The following is a 16,061-nucleotide window of genomic DNA, read 5'->3' as shown; positions in this document are numbered from 1 at the left end:
CTCCGTTACTGTTATCGTCCGTTCAGGGCTTGATGCCTGTATGAAGCGCGACCACACCGCCGGTCATGTTCTGGTAGCGACAGTTCACGAAGCCGGCCCCGGCCATCATCTCTTTCAAGGTTTCCTGGTCCGGGTGCATGCGGATCGACTCGGCCAGGTAGCGGTAGCTTTCGGCATCATTGGCAATCAGCTTGCCCATCTGCGGCAGGATGTTGAAAGAGTAGAAATCGTAGGCCTTGGTCAGTAGTGGGTTATCGGTCTTGGAAAACTCCAGCACCATCACTTTACCGCCCGGTTTGAGTACCCGGAGCATGGAGCGTAGAGCGGCGTCCTTGTCGGTGACATTGCGCAGACCAAAGGCGATGGTCAGGATGTCAAAGGTATTATCGGCAAATGGCAGGCATTCCGCGTTGGCCTGAACATATTCGATGTTACCGGCGGCTCCGGCGTTGATCAGTTTGTCGCGCCCGACCCGGAGCATGGACTCATTGATATCGGCCAGTACCACCTTGCCCGAGGGGCCGACAATGCGAGAAAACTTGCGCGTCAGATCACCGGTGCCACCTGCGATGTCGAGCACTTTCATACCGGCCCGTGCACCACTCTGTTCGATGGTAATCCGTTTCCAGAGACGGTGAATACCCCCTGACATCATGTCGTTCATCAGGTCATATTTACCGGCCACCGAGTGGAAGACGTCCGCGACCCGTTTGACCTTCTCGTCAACGGGCACTTCCTGGTAGCCGAAATGGGTGGTGTCCTGCTTTTTCTCGCTCATTGTCCGCTCAAGGCCTATGAATGTTGGGCCCATTGTAGCGCCGCGTCCCGGTCTTTGTCCCGTCCACGTTAGCCCCGGGCGATCAATCCGTTGTCACGGCTGGCGCCGGCTGCTTCAAGCGCGTTCAGGTATTGCTGCCAATAGGCTGCCTGATTATGGGCCAGGTCGTGCAGATACTCCCAGGTGAAGAGTCCGGAATCATGACCGTCGTCAAAAATGATTTTCAGAGCATAGTTACCGGAGGGTTCCACACCCTTGATGCCCACATGTTTTTTACCGGTCTGCAATACTCCCTGGCCAATGCCGTGGCCGCGGACTTCGGCCGAGGGCGAGTGAACACGCAGGAACTCTGCGGTCAGCTCAAAATTACCATCAGCGTAAACCAGCTCCAACGTTCGGGACTTGGTGTGTAACCGAATATCCTGAGGCAGGGGGACTTCAACCATGATGCGCTCCTTTGACAAGCAGGGGCCTGCATCCGCAGGCCCGGCAGCGTTACAGGATATAGTGACTGAGGTCTTCGTCGCGGCTGACCTCACTGAGCTGTTCATCGACAAAGGCGCGGTCGATGCTGATGGTCTCGCCACTGCGGTCGGATGCCGCGTAGGAGAGCTCCTCCAGCAAACGCTCCATCATGGTATGCAGGCGCCGGGCGCCGATATTCTCGGTGCTCTCGTTGACCTGGTAGGCCAGTTCCGCGATACGGCTGATGCCCTCTTCGGTGAACTCGACATTCACTCCTTCGGTGGCCAGCAACGCGCGGTACTGCTCGGTCAGGGATGCCTTGGGCTCGGTCAGAATCCGACGGAAATCCTCCGGTGTCAGCGCCTGAAGCTCTACCCGAATCGGCAGGCGGCCCTGGAGTTCGGGAATCAGGTCGGACGGGCGCGCCAGATGGAAAGCACCGGATGCGATAAACAGAATATGATCGGTGCGAACCATGCCGTATTTGGTGCTGACGGTACAACCTTCGATCAGCGGCAGCAGGTCGCGTTGCACGCCCTCGCGGGAAACATCGGCACCGCTGTTGTCGGTACGCTTGCAGACCTTGTCGATCTCATCCAGGAAAACGATGCCGTTCTGTTCGACCCGTTCCAGCGCCTGCTGCTTGATTTCATCTTCCTTGACCAGATTGGCGGCCTCCTCGTCGGTGAGCAGCTTGAATGCTTCCTTCACTTTCAGGCGGCGGCTTTGCTTCTTGTTTTGCCCCATATTGGAGAACAGGCTTTGCAGCTGGCTGGTCATCTCTTCCATGCCCGGCGGCGACATGATCTCGACGCCGACTTGGGGCTGCGCCACTTCCACATCGATCTCTTTGTCGTCCAGCTGTCCTTCACGGAGCTTTTTCCGGAAGATCTGGCGGGTCGCGGAATCGGTTTTGCTGACGGGCTCGTCATTCTCAAAACCGCTGGAGCGGGCCTGAGGCAGCAGCGCATCGAGAATACGCTCTTCCGCCAGTTCTTCAGCGCGGAAGCGGTGCTTCTCCATCGCCTGTTCACGCACCATCTTCAACGACATCTCCACCAGGTCGCGGATAATGGTTTCCACATCGCGACCCACATAACCCACTTCGGTGAATTTGGTCGCTTCCACCTTGATAAACGGGGCGTTGGCGAGCTTGGCCAGGCGCCGTGCAATCTCGGTTTTACCGACACCGGTGGGGCCGATCATCAGAATGTTTTTCGGTGTTACCTCCGGGCGCAGCTCTTCATCCAGCTGCATCCGGCGCCAGCGGTTGCGCAGGGCGATGGCGACGGAACGCTTGGCTTCGTCCTGGCCAACGATGTGCCGGTTCAGCTCGTGAACGATTTCGCGGGGGGTCATGTTGGACATGGAGGTCTCCTCAGCCAGCCGATTCGAGCTGTTCGATGGTCAGGTTGTCATTGGTGAAAACGCAGATGCCAGAGGCGATCTGAAGGCTTTTCTCGACGATGTCGCGAGCGCTTAGGTCGGTGTTATCGACCAACGCGCGTGCGGCGGATAGTGCGTAGTTGCCACCGGAGCCGATGGCGATGACGCCATCCTCGGGTTCGATGATATCGCCGCTGCCTGAGATCAGGTAGGTTTTCTCTTTGTTGGCAACCAGCATCAGGGCTTCGAGGCGACGCAGGACGCGGTCTGAGCGCCACTCGCGCGCCAGCTGGATGACGGCGGTGGTGATGTTGCCCTGGTGCTTGTCGAGTTGCTGTTCAAACAGGTCACGCAGGGTGATGGCGTCTGCCGTGCTGCCGGCAAAGCCGGTAATAACCTGATGCTTGGGCAGCACATTGACCTTGCGTGCGCTGCCTTTCATTACGGTGTTGCCGAGTGATACCTGACCGTCGCCGCCGACGACGACCTGATCGCCGCGGCGAACAGAAACGATGGTTGTCATGACAAAGGATACCCTGTTTGCCGGATTTCAGTGATTGGCTACAGATATGGTTGCCGGAATCCGGATTTCAAGGGCAGGGGACACTCGGGGGCGAAATTCGGCCCCCGAGGCTTTTTATTCCGCGCGTACCTGCAGGGGCTGGATATTCAGCTCATGCAGTTTGTTGGTGGCCACGTTGACATCGGTGCGGGTGTCAAAGGGTCCGGTACGTACCCGGTACCAGATTCCGTTGCTGCCCTCTGTGCGGCTTGTGGTGACATTGGGCAGGCCCGCCAGAATCATCCGTGCGCGCATCTGTTCCGCGTCGGCTGAATTGCGGAAGGAGCCTGCCTGAAGCAGCACTTGCGTATCCAGTTTGGCGGTCTTGGGGGTCGACTTGTAAGCCGAAACCTCCGGTGTTTCCACCTTGCTCTTGGGTAGCATGTCGTAAAACTGGAACCGGTCCGAGTCTGACTCGGCGGGTTCGGCCGTAGCCGGCGGTGTCGGCTTGCTTGCGCTTACCGACGTCTCCGTCCGGGTGGGCTGAGATGCCGGTTTGGGCTTCGGTGCCGTCACGGTACTCGGGACACTGGGCGCGGGCGCCGTGGCCGGAGTCTGCACCAACAGATAGATCAGCGTGGCGAGTCCGCCCAGGCCAATAAGCGCGATCAGCGCCAGCCCCCAGGGCCGGCGTGGCGGCGGGGGTGGCGGCGCTTTCCGTTTCGGGGTGGCTTTACGGCTGGCGGAAGCGCCAGAACGTCTTTTCTGCCCGTAGTCCTGTCGTGCCATTGTGTTTTACATCTGCTCCGGTGCGCTGACGCCCAGCAACTTGAGCCCGTTTGCCAGCACCTGGCGCACGGCAGCGCTTAGAGTCAGGCGGGCGTTGCGTAGCTCGGCATCGTCGATCAACATTTTGTGCGCGTTGTAATATGTATGGAAGTCCCCGGCCAGGTCGCGCAGGTAGTTGGCTAGCAGGTGAGGTTCGTAGTTCAGAGCGGCGTTCTGCAGCAGCTCCGGGTACTTGCCAAGCGTGGTAACCAGGTCCTTCTCCGCTTCGGTATCGAGGCGGGTCAGGTTTTTAAGCCCTGCTTCCGGCATCCAGGCGTTACCCTGCTCCTCAAGTTTGCGCAGTACCGAGCAGACACGGGCGTGGGCGTACTGGATGTAGAACACCGGGTTGTCCTTGGTTTCCGACTTGGCCAGGTCCAGGTCGAAGTCCATGTGCTGATCCGCTTTGCGGGTAACGTAGAAGAAGCGGCAGGCATCGGCGCCCACCTCTTCGCGCAACTCGCGCAGGGTAACGAACGAACCGGAGCGGGTGGACATCTGTACACGCTCGCCGCTGCGATAGAGGATTGCAAACTGCACCAGTTTGACGATCAGCCGTTCTGGGTCATAACCCAGCGCCTGGATCGCCGCTTTGACGCGTGTGATGTAGCCGTGGTGATCCGCGCCCCAGATATTGATCACCTTGTCGAAGCCGCGCTCGAACTTGTTCATGTGGTAGGCGATATCGGAGGCGAAATAGGTCGTCTGGCCGTTGGCCCGTTTGACCACGCGATCCTTGTCATCGCCGAACTCGGTGGAGCGGAACCAGATATTGCCCTCAGCCTCGTACAGGTAGCCCTTGTCCTCCAGCATCTGCAATGCTTTGTCCACATCGCCGTTGCTGGTCAGGGAACGTTCCGAGAACCAGACCTGGTAGTCGGCGCCGAATTCGCCCAGGTCTTCGCGGATATCGCTGAGGATTGCGTTGAGGCCGGCGTCAAACACCAGACCGTAATCATCGCCCAACAGCTCATGGGCACGGTCGATCAAGCCGTCGATATGCTTTTCCTTGTCGCCGCCGGCCGGTTCGTCCGCGGGGATATTGGCAAATACCTGTTCCACCGGGCGTTTCAGGCGGTCGCCGTGAGTCTTCTCCAGGTCGTGAGCGATATCGCGGATATAGTGGCCCTGGTAACCGTTGGCCGGGAAGGTCAGCTCCCCGTCGAGCAGTTCCAGGTAGCGCAGCCAGACGCTGACCGCGAGGATGTTCATCTGACGGCCGGCATCGTTGACGTAGTATTCGCGTTCCACCTGCACTCCGGCGGCTTCCAGCAGGTCGGAGACGGTGGCGCCGTATGCCGCTCCACGACCGTGACCCACGTGCAGCGGGCCGGTCGGGTTGGCAGAGACAAACTCCACCTGAACCCGTGGGCCACTGTTAGTGGTGACGCGGCCAAAGGTCTCGCGTTGCTCCAGAATTTCACCGATGACCGCGTAGGCAGAGGCCTGGGTGATAAAGAAGTTGATAAAACCGGGGCCGGCGATTTCGGTTTTGTCGATGCTGTCAGACGGGGGGAGGGCATCGCACAGTTTCTGAGCCAGCTCGCGCGGGTTGCAGCGGGCGGGCTTGGCCAGGGTCAGGGCGATGTTGGACGCAAAGTCGCCGTGGCTCTTGTCGCGGGTGTTTTCAACCATGATGTTGGGTTGAATGTCCGCCGGCAGCGTACCGTCGGCGATCAGTGTCTGCAGCGCAGTATCGATCAGCTGTGCGATAAGTTCTTTCATCAACGTACCCTGAGGGTGAATGTGCGAATTGCCCGGTGCTGGACGCGTTTTAGTCTGGACGCAGGTCCGGGTCTGCGAGAAACCGGGCATTATATCGTTGTGGGTGGTTTTATTACCACCCGTAGCGTAGTGCTCAGTAATGATCGACCGGGTCGATATCCAGTGTCCAGCGCACCCGTCGCCCCTGGGGCTGCCCCTCGGCCTGGCGAATCAGGACATCGAGCCAGCTGTGTAACGCAGCGCGATGGCTGCCCGCGATGAGTAGCTGGGCCCGGAACAGTCCGCCGCGCTTCTCCATGGGCGAGGGGAAAGGACCCACGCACTGAACGGCGGCAGGCTGTGCCTGATGTGCGCGGCTTTCACTGAGCAGATTCAGCAGGAATTGCTCCGCCCAACCCGCGCGAGTCGCCTCCGCTCTTAGCAGCGCATGGTGAGAGAATGGAGGCAGGTAGCTTGCCCGGCGCAGCCGCATCTCTTCGCCGGCGAAAACCAGGTAGTCCTGAGATATCAGGGTCTGTAGCATGGGGTGCTCGGCGTGCAACGTTTGTAACACCACTTCGCCGGGGTGGTCAGCGCGCCCGGCGCGCCCGGCGACCTGAAGAATGAGTTGAGCGGTTTTCTCCATGCCGCGAAAATCCGCACTGAAAAGACCGGCATCGGCATCGAGAATGGCGACCAGTGTGACGCGTGGAAAATGGTGTCCCTTGGCCAGCATCTGCGTGCCCAGCAAAATACAGGGATCGCCGGAGTGGACCTTGGCCATCAGCTGCTCCAGGGCGTTTTTGCGGGCGGTGCTGTCACGATCTACGCGCAGGATCGGAACATCCGGAAAATGTTTGGCCAGGGCATCCTCCGCGCGCTCGGTACCAATTCCCAGCGGTTTTAACTGAGTGCTGCCGCACTGGTTGCAGGCACGGGGTATTGGCGTCTGACGGTCACAGTGGTGGCAGTGCAGGTGCGGCGGTGTCCGGTGAAGCGTCATATGCGCATCGCAACGGGTGCAGTCGACTACCGTACCGCACTCCTCGCAGATCAATGAGGGTGAGAAACCGCGCCGATTAAGAAATAGCATGACCTGGGTGCCGGCGCCCAGGTGCTGATGGATACGCTGGATCAGCGACTCGGAGAGACCTGAGTCGAGAGGCTGCTGACGAATATCCAATAGCTCGAACCGGGGAGGTTTGGCTTTGCCCGCGCGCGCGCTCAATTTAAGCAACTGATACCGGTTGCTGGCGGCATTATGCAGGGATTCCAGCGCCGGTGTCGCGCTGCCCAGGATGATCGGTATATCCAGACGACTGGCGCGGACCAGGGCCAGGTCCCGGGCATGGTAGCGAAACCCCTCCTGCTGCTTGAAGGAGTTGTCATGCTCCTCGTCGACGATGATCAGACCCAGATTCTTGAAGGGTGTGAATATGGCCGAACGGGTGCCGATCAGTATGCGAGACCGACCTTCCCGGGCATGCAGCCAGGTGTCCAGGCGTTCCCGGTCGGTCAGGTTGGAGTGCAGGGCGTGGACAGGTACCCGGAAGCGCGCCTTGAAGCGGGCCAGGGTTTGAGGGGTGAGGCCGATTTCCGGTACCAGGACCAGTACCTGGGCACCGGTTTTCAGGGTTTGCCCGATCGCCTGCAAGTAGACTTCGGTTTTGCCTGAGCCTGTTACACCGTAGAGCAGGAAAGGGGCAAAGCCCTGGCTGGCGGAGATGCTGTCCATCGCGTCCTGTTGTTCCGGGTTCAGCGTCATCGGCGCTTCGTTGAGCAGATCGTCGGTCAGGTTCCAGTGGGGTGGTTCCGGGTAATGTTCAAATGATTCGGCCAGGGCCTTTTCTGTCAGCGTTTTGAGCAGGGCTGGATTGGCCCCCTCAGCCCTGATGGCATCGGAGCTGATCCCCCGGGGGTGCTTGATAAGCAGGTCAAGGAGTTCGCGCTGCCGGTGGGCGGTGCTGCTCAGCTGATCCGCAGAGGCCGTGCTGCAGGCTCGCCAGAGCACGGCGTGGGCGAAGGCGGCCGGCTTTCCCTGGCGCAGTAAAACAGGGAGCGATTGGCACAGTGCATCGCCTTCCGGGTATTGATAATAGCGTGCGGCCCATTGCGTCAGCTCAAACAGGTGCGGGTCCAGAACCGGTTCCGTATCCAGAATTTCATGGACTGGCTTGAGTTTGGCCAGAGGGAGTTCGCTCTGGTCGGTTATCTCCACGACCAGTCCGATCAGCTCGCGATTACCGAAAGGGACTCGAACGCGGCACCCGGCTTTCGGCACATTGGCGACGGTTAGAGGCAATTGATAATCAAACAGCCGGCGCAGTGGTGTCGGCAGGGCGATCCTCAGTATCACGTAAGGTCTCGGTGGGTCGAAAAGCGAAGCTGACAGTCTAGGTAAGTTTGTGGCCAGATGAAATGCCTTATCGGCCCTATCTGCTATTGCGGGCTCGCGGCGGGCTGCGTATAATCCGCGGCCTTATTTAGCTGTAATAAGCTACAGAGGCAGCCATGTCGCCACGACGCTGCTTTTGTCGACCGTGCGGTGCCCGGCGTATCGAATAGACGTGACGGGTGGCGGCACATTAAACAACGATTCGAGGTTTGACATGAAAGCTGGTATCCATCCGCAATACAATGAAGTCAAAGTTACCTGTTCCTGCGGTAACGTGATGAACACCCGTTCCACCATGGGTGAAGATATGCTGGTCGACGTTTGCAGCCAGTGCCACCCGTTCTACACCGGTAAGCAGAAAGAAGCGACCTCCGGTGGTCGTGTGGACCGTTTCAACAAGCGTTTCGGTGCCCGTTCACTCAAGAAGTGATTGCTGGCGCGATGACGCGGAACCGGAAAAAGGCGCTCCTGATGGGCGCCTTTTTTGTTGGCTTGCTCCAGGGGCTGGTGGCAGGTTCCGCGTACGCGGATTTTTGCCCGGTGCCCCCGGGCGAGCCGGTAGCGGTGGCTCATGTCAGCGATGGCGATACGGTGCGCTTGAGTGATGGACGGTGGGTACGCTTGATCGGCCTGAATACGCCGGAGCTGGCGCGTGATGGTCGGGCAGCGGAGCCGGGGGCGGAGGCGGCCAGAGCGTTTCTACATGATATGGTCTCTGCGGTTGATGGTCGTGCTCGTCTGGCTCTCGGGGAGGAATCAAGAGATCGCTACGGTCGCTGGCTGGGGCATCTGATCCTGGGGCAGACGCTTGCGTCTGAGCGGATGCTGGAGCAAGGCTTGGGGTTTGCTGTCGCTGTAGCGCCCAATACGGCGCTGGCCCGTTGCCTGTTTCAGGCTGAAAATGAGGCGCGGGTAAAGCGTGAAGGCGTGTGGGATGCCGGTGTACAGCGTGCTGCGAAAAGTATAGAGCAGACGGGATTTGTGCTGGCTCAGGGCGTTGTGACGCAGGTGGACCGGGCAGGCAAGGCATTTTACGTGGAGCTTGACGATCATCTGGTGATCCGGGTGCCGGTGTGGTCAGTTAAAGATGAAATTTATCACTGGAAGGGTCGCCGGCTGGAGGTGAGGGGCTGGGTCGTAGACCGAGGGCGTAACCTGAAACCGGGGCGTAAACGCTGGTTGATCAGTATCAGTGATTCGCTCAATCTACGGCTTTTGGCACCCTGATCGGCACCGAAGTGCTGTTGTCGCTTATACCCTGTTTCTATATGATGCAAGCTCTCCATATGCAACCTTAGTTGGAAACAGCAACCATGTCTCAAGATTTTAAACAAGCAGCACTTGATTACCATGAGTTTCCTCGTCCCGGTAAGATCAGTGTTGAGCTGACGACCCCTGCTGAGACCTCCCGTGATCTGTCTCTGGCATATTCTCCGGGCGTCGCAGAACCCGTTCGTGAAATCGCCAAGGATCCGGATGCGGCCTACCGCTACACAGCCAAAGGTAACCTGGTTGCCGTTATTTCTAACGGAAGCGCGATCCTCGGTCTTGGCGATCTGGGGCCGCTGGCCTCCAAGCCGGTTATGGAAGGTAAGGCTCTCCTGTTCAAACGTTTCGCAGGTATCGATTCCATCGATATCGAGGTCGATGCGGAAAGTCCGCAGGCCTTTATCGATACCGTGGCACGCATCGCGGATACCTTCGGCGGTATCAACCTGGAAGATATCAAGGCGCCGGAGTGTTTTGAGATCGAGCGTGCGCTGATTGAGCGCTGCAATATCCCGGTTTTCCACGATGACCAGCACGGTACCGCTATTGTCACCGCTGCAGGCATGATCAACGCCCTCGAACTGGCCGGTAAGAAGCTGGAAGAAGCGCAGATAGTTTGCCTGGGTGCCGGTGCCGCAGCCAGCGCATGCATGAAGCTGCTGATCAATATGGGCGCGAAGGTTGAGAATATCTTCATGCTCGATCGTAAAGGCGTGATACATTCCGGCCGTGATGATTTGACCCCCGAAAAGGCGGCGTTTGCTACTGAAACCGACAAGCGGACTCTGGAAGATGCCATCGAGGGCGCTGATGTGTTCGTGGGTCTTTCCGGCCCCAACCTGCTGTCTCCGGAAAATCTGTTGAAGATGGCGGAAAATCCAGTCGTGTTTGCCTGTGCGAACCCGGATCCGGAGATTCTGCCTAGCCTGGCAAAGGAAACGCGTTCTGACGTGATTATGGCCACTGGCCGCTCTGACTTCCCGAACCAGGTTAACAACGTGCTGGGTTTCCCGTTCATTTTCCGGGGTGCGCTGGATGTGCGTGCATCGGCAATTAACGAAGAGATGAAAGCGGCTGCTGTTGTTGCGCTGGCAGAGCTTGCCAAGCAACCGGTCACGCAGGAAGTGCTGGATGCCTATGGTCTGGACAGCCTGGAATTCGGTCGCGAATATATCCTGCCGAAGGCAACGGACTCTCGTTTGCTGCCTGCGATCGCCAAGGCGGTTGCTGAAGCGGCCATCGATACCGGTGTTGCGCGGCTTCCGCTGCCGGATCAGTACAAGTAAGCGATAATCTGCAGGGAGGTTCTCCCTGGGCTATAAAAAAACCGCGGTCTGGGCCGCGGTTTTTTTTGGCTGTTAGCCGCCAAGTCCGAAGATCTGTTCGGTCGTCGGTGGTGCCATTTTTTCTTCGGGGCTGCGGGCGTGCTCCGTCGGCATCTGCTCACTGCGAAAATACTCCCGAATCGCATCCTTTTGACCGGGGTAGGCGAGTTTGCCAGTCGCTGGGTCGATCAGGGTGCTGGTAATGGTTGCCGGCTCTGGTGGTGTTGTTTCGGGTGTGCCCGCCAGAGCTTCCTCCATAAAATCGATCCAGACCGGTAGGGCTGCAGTGCTGCCGTACTCACGGCGTCCCAGTGTCGTGGGTTGATCGAAGCCGACCCAGGCTGTCGCGACCAGGGATTGGTTGAAGCCACTGAACCAGGCGTCTTTCTGCTCATTGGTGGTGCCGGTTTTGCCGGCGATATCCGAGCGGTTTAGCACCAGGGCGCGGCGGCCTGTGCCGCGTGTAATGACGTCACGCATGACATCATAAATCAGGAACGCAGACTCGGGACTTATGATACGAGGCGCCGCCTGGGGGGTGTCGCTAACCATCACGACCGGCTCCTGGCTCTCAGGTTTAACCCGATCCGCCTCACTTTCGCTGAGCTCGGAGCTCTGTGCCGGTTGGTAGGTACACTCAGGGCAGGCGCGAAGCGGTTTTTGTTCGAATATGAGATCCCCCATCGCGCTCTCTATTCGAGATATCAGGTAAGGCTCCACCTTAAAGCCGCCGTTGGCGAAAGAGGCGTAGCCGGTGACAACCTCCAGGGGGGTGGCATCGGCACTACCCAGTGCCAGCGACAGGTTCTGAGGTAGTCGTTCGGGTTCAAAAGCGAAACGCAGCATGTAGTCGCGAGCTTTCTCAATCCCCAAGGAGCGCATCAGACGAATCGATACCAGGTTGCGGGAGCGGTAGAGGGCTTCCCGCAACCGGGTCGGGCCGCCGAATTTACCGTTATCGTTTTCCGGGCGCCAGTTGCTTTCCAGACTTACATCATGAAAAACGACCGGGGCGTCGTTGATGATCGAAGCCGGTGTAAAGCCATATTCCAGCGCGGCTGTATACAGAAACGGCTTGATGTTGGAACCGGGTTGGCGATAAGCCTGCGTGGCCCGGTTAAACTTGTTAAGACCAAAACTGAAGCCGCCGCTGAGTGCGCGAATCGCTCCGTCGGCAGGGTCGAGAGCGATCAGCGCACCTTGTACCTGGGGAATCTGGCTCAGTTTCCAGGGTGCGTCGTTGTCGTCACGGGTGATGCGGATAAGGTCGCCGGGGCTCAGTACTTCGTCAGCGGTTTTGGGAGCGGCGCCGGTATAGTGAACGCTGCGATAGGGCCGCGCCCACTCAATGCCGTCCCAGGTCAGAGTGATGAGCCCCTCTTCGGTTTGTAGCTGCGCGGACTGTTCCTCCACGGATATGACCAGTGCGGGTTTAAGGCCAGCATAGGTGGGTGTTTCTTGCAGGAGTTTTTTACGGGCGTCTTCGTCGGTCGTGGCGAGGTCGAGGTGTTTTTCGGGGCCACGGTAACCGTGGCGATAGCTGTACGAGAGAAGGCCTTTGCTCAGTGAGTCGCCAGCATTTTTCTGCATTTTGCTGTCAACGGTTGTAAACACCCGTAAACCTTCCGTGTACAGGTCTTCGCCGTACTGCTCGTAAAGCTCTGCCCGGACCATCTCCGCAATATAGGGAGCGCTCAGCTCAATATCACTGCCGTGATAGCGAGCCGTTACCGGCGCATTGACGGCATTTTCATAGCGGTTTTGATCGATATAGCCCAAGCTCAGCATGCGGCCGAGAATCCAGTCTCTACGCTCCAGTGCCCGCTGTGGGTTGGTGATCGGGTTGTAGGCAGATGGTGCTTTGGGGAGGCCGGCGATCATGGCCAGTTGCGCAAGGCTTAAGTTCTCGATCCCCTGGCCGTAATAAACGGTAGCGGCGGCCTGAATGCCGTAGGCGCGATGGCCCAGGTAGATCTTGTTCACGTAAAGCTCGAAGATCTCCTCTTTGCTCAGTTCACGCTCAATCTGCAGCGCGAGCAGTATTTCCATGAACTTGCGGGTAAAGGTTCGCTCCCGCGTCAGGAAAAAGTTCTTGGCCACCTGCATGGTGATGGTGGAGCCGCCGCTCTGAATGCTGCCGGTGCTTGCCAATTGGTAAGCGGCCCGGGTCAGCCCCTTGATGTCGATGCCGATATGCTCGAAGAACCGGGAATCCTCGGCGGCTTGCATGGCATGTACGAAATCTTTGGGGACCTGCTCGAAGTTTACCGGTGTGCGACGTTTTTCGCCGAACTCTGCTATAAGCTTATTATCGGCAGAATAAACCCGGAGCGGGGTTTGAAACCTCACTTCGCGCAATGTCTGTACATCCGGCAACTGCGGTGCGAAATAGTAATACAGTCCGCCAGCCAGAAGCGCAGCGCAGACGGCACCGAACAGTGACAGGGCAGTTAGCCATTTTAGGAACTTCGTCAGGATACGCATGCAACCCCTGATATGATGAGAAAATTGAGCCTGAGCATTATATCGGCAGCAAAAGCTTGGCCTCTAGTGAACAACAGTTTAAATTCTGCATGATAGAGACTAAAGTGACATTCGGAATGTCACTCCGAGATATAAGGAAAATGTCGTGGTCAGCTTGTTCGGTAATAAAACCGCTGGCTGGGTGGGCGTCGATATCGGCTCCTCATCCGTAAAGCTGGTCTCGCTCTCGCAGCATGGGCAGAGCTACCAGGTCGATACCTATGCCATTGTGGCGTTACCGCCCACGGCAGTGGTTGATGGTAGTGTCGAGAACCAATCCGAAGTATCGGAAGCGATCGAGCGGGGTTTGAAAATCTGCGGTGGCAAACTCAAAAACGCGATCGTCGCCGTTCCCTCCTCCGCCGTTATTACCAAACGGCTCGAAATCAGCAACGTATTTACCGGCCTTGAGCTCGAAGAGCAAGTCAAGATTGAGGCTGATCAGTTTATTCCTTATGCGTTGGATGAAGTTGCCCTCGATTTTGAGGTAATAGGCCCGGTCGAAAAAGCACCCAGTCTGAACGAGATCCTGCTTGTGGCCTGCCGTCGTGATGATGTGGCGCGTCGCGAAGAATCCGTGAATGGCGCTGAGCTGAAATGCGACATCGTCGATGTGGATACGTTCTCCACCGAACGCGTGCTGCCACTTCTCGAAGAGTTTGATCCCGAAGCACTGGTGGGGCTGGTCGATATCGGCGCAGCAACGCTCACGCTCAATGTATTCCGCAACGGTAAGGTGGTCTATAACCGTGAGCAGGCGTTTGGGGGTAACGAGCTGACCAACGCCATCCATCAGCAGTACGGAATGGAAGCGACCGAGGTTGAAAAGCAGCTTCGCAATGGCGAGCTCGATGCCGAAATCATGGAAATGCTGGTATTGCCGTTCCGACAGTCGGTGATACAACAAGCTTCCCGAGCGCTTCAGTTTTTCTATTCGTCAGGTATCCAGAGCCAGCTCAATGAACTCTATCTGGCAGGTGGGACGGCGAGTATCGAGGGGTTGGCGGATATGATGCAGGAAGAGATCGGGGTGCCGACGCATGTGGCTAACCCGTTCAAGAATATTCGTATTGGGTCCAGGCTGAATCAGGAACGTCTGATGAAAGATGCGCCCATGTTGGTCAAGGCGTGCGGACTGGCGCTGCGAAGCTTTGACAGGTAGGGAAGGAATATTATGGCGCGAATAAACCTCAGGCCCTGGCGAGAGGAACGCAACGCCCAGCTGCAGAAGCGGTTCATCACGAATTTGGTGGTGGCAGCGGTGCTTGGGGCACTGACCGTGTTCGGTATCAGCTATTTCTACGACATGCAGATGGAGCGCCAGCAGGCCCGCAACGATTATGTGCGAGCTGAAATTAAAAAGCTGGATCGAAAAATTGCCGAGATACAGGAGCTACGCCGCAAACGTGAACGTCTGCTTGAGCGTCTTAACGCGATCCAGGAGCTGCAGGGTAACCGCCCCGTTATTGTTCGTAACTTTGATGAGCTCGTCAGGGTGCTGCCGGATGGGCTCTATTACCAGGCGCTGACGCGGCGGGGAGATCGCATTAATATCGATGGTCTGGCTGAAATTAACAATGATGTCTCGATGCTGATGCGTAACCTGGATGGGTCGATATGGTTTGGCGAGCCCAGCCTGTCACGGGTCGTGAGTGCCAACGCCATGCGTCGGTTTGACCTGTCGGTGCCGTTGACCAAGCCCAAGGCAGAGGAGGCCGGCCAATGAATCTGGATAGTATCAAGGGGGCGTTCCAGGGGTTTGATCCCAATGACCTGGATTTCAACAGTGCCGGCAACTGGCCGGTGGGTATCAAATTTATCTGTTACCTGCTGCTTTTCTCCGCCATTGTCGGTGCCGGCATCTACTTCCTGATTGTTGATAAACACAAGGCGGTTGAGCGAGAGATTGCGCGTGAAACCGAGCTAAGGCAGCAGTTTGAAGCCAAGGCTTTTCAGGTTGCGAACCTGGCGGCTTTGCGCAAACAGATGGAAGATGTGGAGGAGCGCTTCGCGGAACTGCTCAAGCAGCTGCCAACGGATAAAGAGGTACCGGGGCTGCTGGAAGATATTACTGCGATTGGCAAGAACGCGGGTCTGGATATCGATACCATCGCGTTGCAGGCGGAGCGGAAATCGCAGTTTTATGTTGAACTGCCAATCAATATTCAGGTGCGGGGCACCTACCACCAGATGGGCGAATTTGTCAGTGGAGTTTCCGCGATCAAGCGTATCGTGACCCTGCATGACTACTCGATTCAGCCCAGTGGCGGCCAGCTGTCAATGTCCATCAGTGCAAAGACCTACCGATATGATGATACGAACTGAATCAACAAGGGCTAGCGGACAGCCCATCCGGACCTGGATTGCACTGTCGCTGGCAGCAGCGTTGCTGGGCGGCTGTATTTGGGTGGAAGATACCACGGATTTGCGCCAGTTCGTGTCAAGAACGCTGGCGAAGCCCGGTGGGAAAATAGAGCCCCTGCCCGAGTTTAAACCCTACGAGAGCTTTGTGTATGAAGGCTCCAGTCTGCGCGATCCGTTTCAGCCGCTGGTGCCGGCTTCAGAAGCAGATCAGGTAGCCCAGCCCGACTCGGGTATTCAGCCCGATACCGAAAGGCCAAAAGACTACCTTGAGCAGTTCGCCCTGGATCAGTTGAAAATGGTAGGAACCATTACCCCATTGGGGCAGCCCGGTTTGCTGGCGCTGGTGCGTGATAACAAGGGTGAAATCCACCGTATCACCGCCGGTGATCATATGGGCTTGGACTACGGTGAGGTGGTTGAAGTCACCGATCGGGCGGTGAAAGTGATTGAGATTGTATCGAATGGGCGCGGAGGCTGGATGAAACGGCCGCGAAATCTGGCCCTGGCGGAGCAGGAATAACG

At 57.7% G+C, this 16,061-nt stretch carries 15 protein-coding genes; 7 read left to right on the top strand and 8 right to left on the bottom strand.

Going from position 1 to position 16,061, the window contains the following annotated elements; all coding sequences use genetic code 11:
* Positions 1-22: 22 nt before the first annotated feature.
* The 7 genes from ubiE to G403_RS0109410 form a co-directional block, all read right to left on the bottom strand.
* Positions 23-778 carry a bifunctional demethylmenaquinone methyltransferase/2-methoxy-6-polyprenyl-1,4-benzoquinol methylase UbiE gene (gene ubiE / locus G403_RS0109440; protein ID WP_027853778.1) on the bottom strand — a complete coding sequence of 252 codons (756 nt, stop codon included), beginning with the start codon at positions 776-778 and terminating at the stop codon, positions 23-25.
* Between the two features lie 68 nt (positions 779-846).
* Positions 847-1,224, bottom strand: coding sequence for a gamma-butyrobetaine hydroxylase family protein (locus tag G403_RS0109435; RefSeq protein WP_027853777.1), 378 nt, complete (start codon positions 1,222-1,224; stop codon positions 847-849).
* A 49-nt stretch (positions 1,225-1,273) separates the two neighbouring features.
* Positions 1,274-2,611: an ATP-dependent protease ATPase subunit HslU gene (hslU, locus tag G403_RS0109430; RefSeq protein WP_027853776.1), complete on the bottom strand. Its 1,338-nt coding sequence runs from the start codon at positions 2,609-2,611 to the stop codon at positions 1,274-1,276.
* Between the two features lie 10 nt (positions 2,612-2,621).
* Positions 2,622-3,152 (bottom strand): ATP-dependent protease subunit HslV, encoded by a 531-nt coding sequence (gene hslV, locus G403_RS0109425; protein ID WP_027853775.1) that lies wholly within the window; start codon positions 3,150-3,152, stop codon positions 2,622-2,624.
* A gap of 114 nt (positions 3,153-3,266) precedes the next feature.
* Positions 3,267-3,920, bottom strand: a complete 654-nt coding sequence (locus tag G403_RS24455) for an SPOR domain-containing protein (protein ID WP_051298792.1) — start codon at positions 3,918-3,920, stop codon at positions 3,267-3,269.
* Positions 3,921-3,926: 6 nt separating this feature from the next.
* Positions 3,927-5,684: an arginine--tRNA ligase gene (argS, locus tag G403_RS0109415; RefSeq protein WP_027853774.1), complete on the bottom strand. Its 1,758-nt coding sequence runs from the start codon at positions 5,682-5,684 to the stop codon at positions 3,927-3,929.
* Between the two features lie 133 nt (positions 5,685-5,817).
* A complete protein-coding gene (locus G403_RS0109410) occupies positions 5,818-8,019 on the bottom strand; it encodes a primosomal protein N' (protein ID WP_027853773.1) in 2,202 nt (733 codons plus the stop codon).
* Between the two features lie 253 nt (positions 8,020-8,272).
* On the opposite strand from G403_RS0109410, the gene rpmE reads away from it, so the two are divergent.
* The 3 genes from rpmE (at position 8,273) to G403_RS0109395 (ending at position 10,613) form a co-directional block, all read left to right on the top strand.
* Positions 8,273-8,488 carry a 50S ribosomal protein L31 gene (rpmE, locus tag G403_RS0109405; protein ID WP_027853772.1) on the top strand — a complete coding sequence of 72 codons (216 nt, stop codon included), beginning with the start codon at positions 8,273-8,275 and terminating at the stop codon, positions 8,486-8,488.
* A gap of 41 nt (positions 8,489-8,529) precedes the next feature.
* The gene (locus G403_RS0109400; protein WP_051298790.1) at positions 8,530-9,285 is read left to right on the top strand and encodes a thermonuclease family protein; all 756 of its coding nucleotides are present in this window, start codon (positions 8,530-8,532) and stop codon (positions 9,283-9,285) included.
* Positions 9,286-9,371: 86 nt separating this feature from the next.
* Positions 9,372-10,613: a malic enzyme-like NAD(P)-binding protein gene (locus G403_RS0109395; protein ID WP_027853770.1), complete on the top strand. Its 1,242-nt coding sequence runs from the start codon at positions 9,372-9,374 to the stop codon at positions 10,611-10,613.
* 72 nt (positions 10,614-10,685) lie between these two features.
* On the opposite strand, the gene G403_RS22775 is transcribed toward G403_RS0109395, so the two are convergent.
* A complete protein-coding gene (locus G403_RS22775; protein ID WP_051298788.1) occupies positions 10,686-13,136 on the bottom strand; it encodes a penicillin-binding protein 1A in 2,451 nt (816 codons plus the stop codon).
* A gap of 145 nt (positions 13,137-13,281) precedes the next feature.
* Between G403_RS22775 and pilM the strand changes: the two genes are divergently transcribed.
* The 4 genes from pilM to G403_RS0109370 are packed head-to-tail and all read left to right on the top strand — an operon-like array spanning position 13,282 to position 16,059.
* A complete protein-coding gene (gene pilM, locus G403_RS0109385) occupies positions 13,282-14,337 on the top strand; it encodes a type IV pilus assembly protein PilM (protein WP_027853769.1) in 1,056 nt (351 codons plus the stop codon).
* A gap of 12 nt (positions 14,338-14,349) precedes the next feature.
* Positions 14,350-14,901: a PilN domain-containing protein gene (locus G403_RS0109380; protein ID WP_027853768.1), complete on the top strand. Its 552-nt coding sequence runs from the start codon at positions 14,350-14,352 to the stop codon at positions 14,899-14,901.
* On the top strand, positions 14,898-15,500 hold the full coding sequence (locus G403_RS0109375) for a type IV pilus inner membrane component PilO (protein WP_027853767.1): 603 nt from the start codon (positions 14,898-14,900) through the stop codon (positions 15,498-15,500). Before G403_RS0109380 ends, G403_RS0109375 begins: the two co-directional genes overlap by 4 nt.
* Entirely contained in the window at positions 15,484-16,059 is a 576-nt protein-coding gene (locus tag G403_RS0109370) for a pilus assembly protein PilP (protein ID WP_084403992.1), read from the top strand. The genes G403_RS0109375 and G403_RS0109370 overlap by 17 nt, the downstream gene beginning before the upstream one ends.
* Positions 16,060-16,061: the final 2 nt, after the last annotated feature.

Source organism: Marinobacterium litorale DSM 23545, from assembly GCF_000428985.1.
GTDB classification, from domain to species: Bacteria; Pseudomonadota; Gammaproteobacteria; order Pseudomonadales; family Balneatricaceae; genus Marinobacterium_D; species Marinobacterium_D litorale.
Note: the sequence above shows the minus strand (reverse complement) of the source record. Positions and strands in the feature narration are given on the sequence as shown.

Coding starts and splice junctions, on each gene's coding strand:
- hslU (WP_027853776.1), bottom strand. CDS start 2,611: ATGTCCAACATGACCCCCCGCGAAATCGTTCACGAGCTGAACCGGCAC.
- G403_RS0109395 (WP_027853770.1), top strand. CDS start 9,372: ATGTCTCAAGATTTTAAACAAGCAGCACTTGATTACCATGAGTTTCCT.
- hslV (WP_027853775.1), bottom strand. CDS start 3,152: ATGACAACCATCGTTTCTGTTCGCCGCGGCGATCAGGTCGTCGTCGGC.
- G403_RS0109400 (WP_051298790.1), top strand. CDS start 8,530: ATGGGCGCCTTTTTTGTTGGCTTGCTCCAGGGGCTGGTGGCAGGTTCC.
- G403_RS22775 (WP_051298788.1), bottom strand. CDS start 13,136: ATGCGTATCCTGACGAAGTTCCTAAAATGGCTAACTGCCCTGTCACTG.
- rpmE (WP_027853772.1), top strand. CDS start 8,273: ATGAAAGCTGGTATCCATCCGCAATACAATGAAGTCAAAGTTACCTGT.
- argS (WP_027853774.1), bottom strand. CDS start 5,684: ATGAAAGAACTTATCGCACAGCTGATCGATACTGCGCTGCAGACACTG.
- G403_RS24455 (WP_051298792.1), bottom strand. CDS start 3,920: ATGGCACGACAGGACTACGGGCAGAAAAGACGTTCTGGCGCTTCCGCC.
- G403_RS0109435 (WP_027853777.1), bottom strand. CDS start 1,224: ATGGTTGAAGTCCCCCTGCCTCAGGATATTCGGTTACACACCAAGTCC.
- G403_RS0109370 (WP_084403992.1), top strand. CDS start 15,484: ATGATGATACGAACTGAATCAACAAGGGCTAGCGGACAGCCCATCCGG.
- G403_RS0109375 (WP_027853767.1), top strand. CDS start 14,898: ATGAATCTGGATAGTATCAAGGGGGCGTTCCAGGGGTTTGATCCCAAT.
- G403_RS0109380 (WP_027853768.1), top strand. CDS start 14,350: ATGGCGCGAATAAACCTCAGGCCCTGGCGAGAGGAACGCAACGCCCAG.
- ubiE (WP_027853778.1), bottom strand. CDS start 778: ATGAGCGAGAAAAAGCAGGACACCACCCATTTCGGCTACCAGGAAGTG.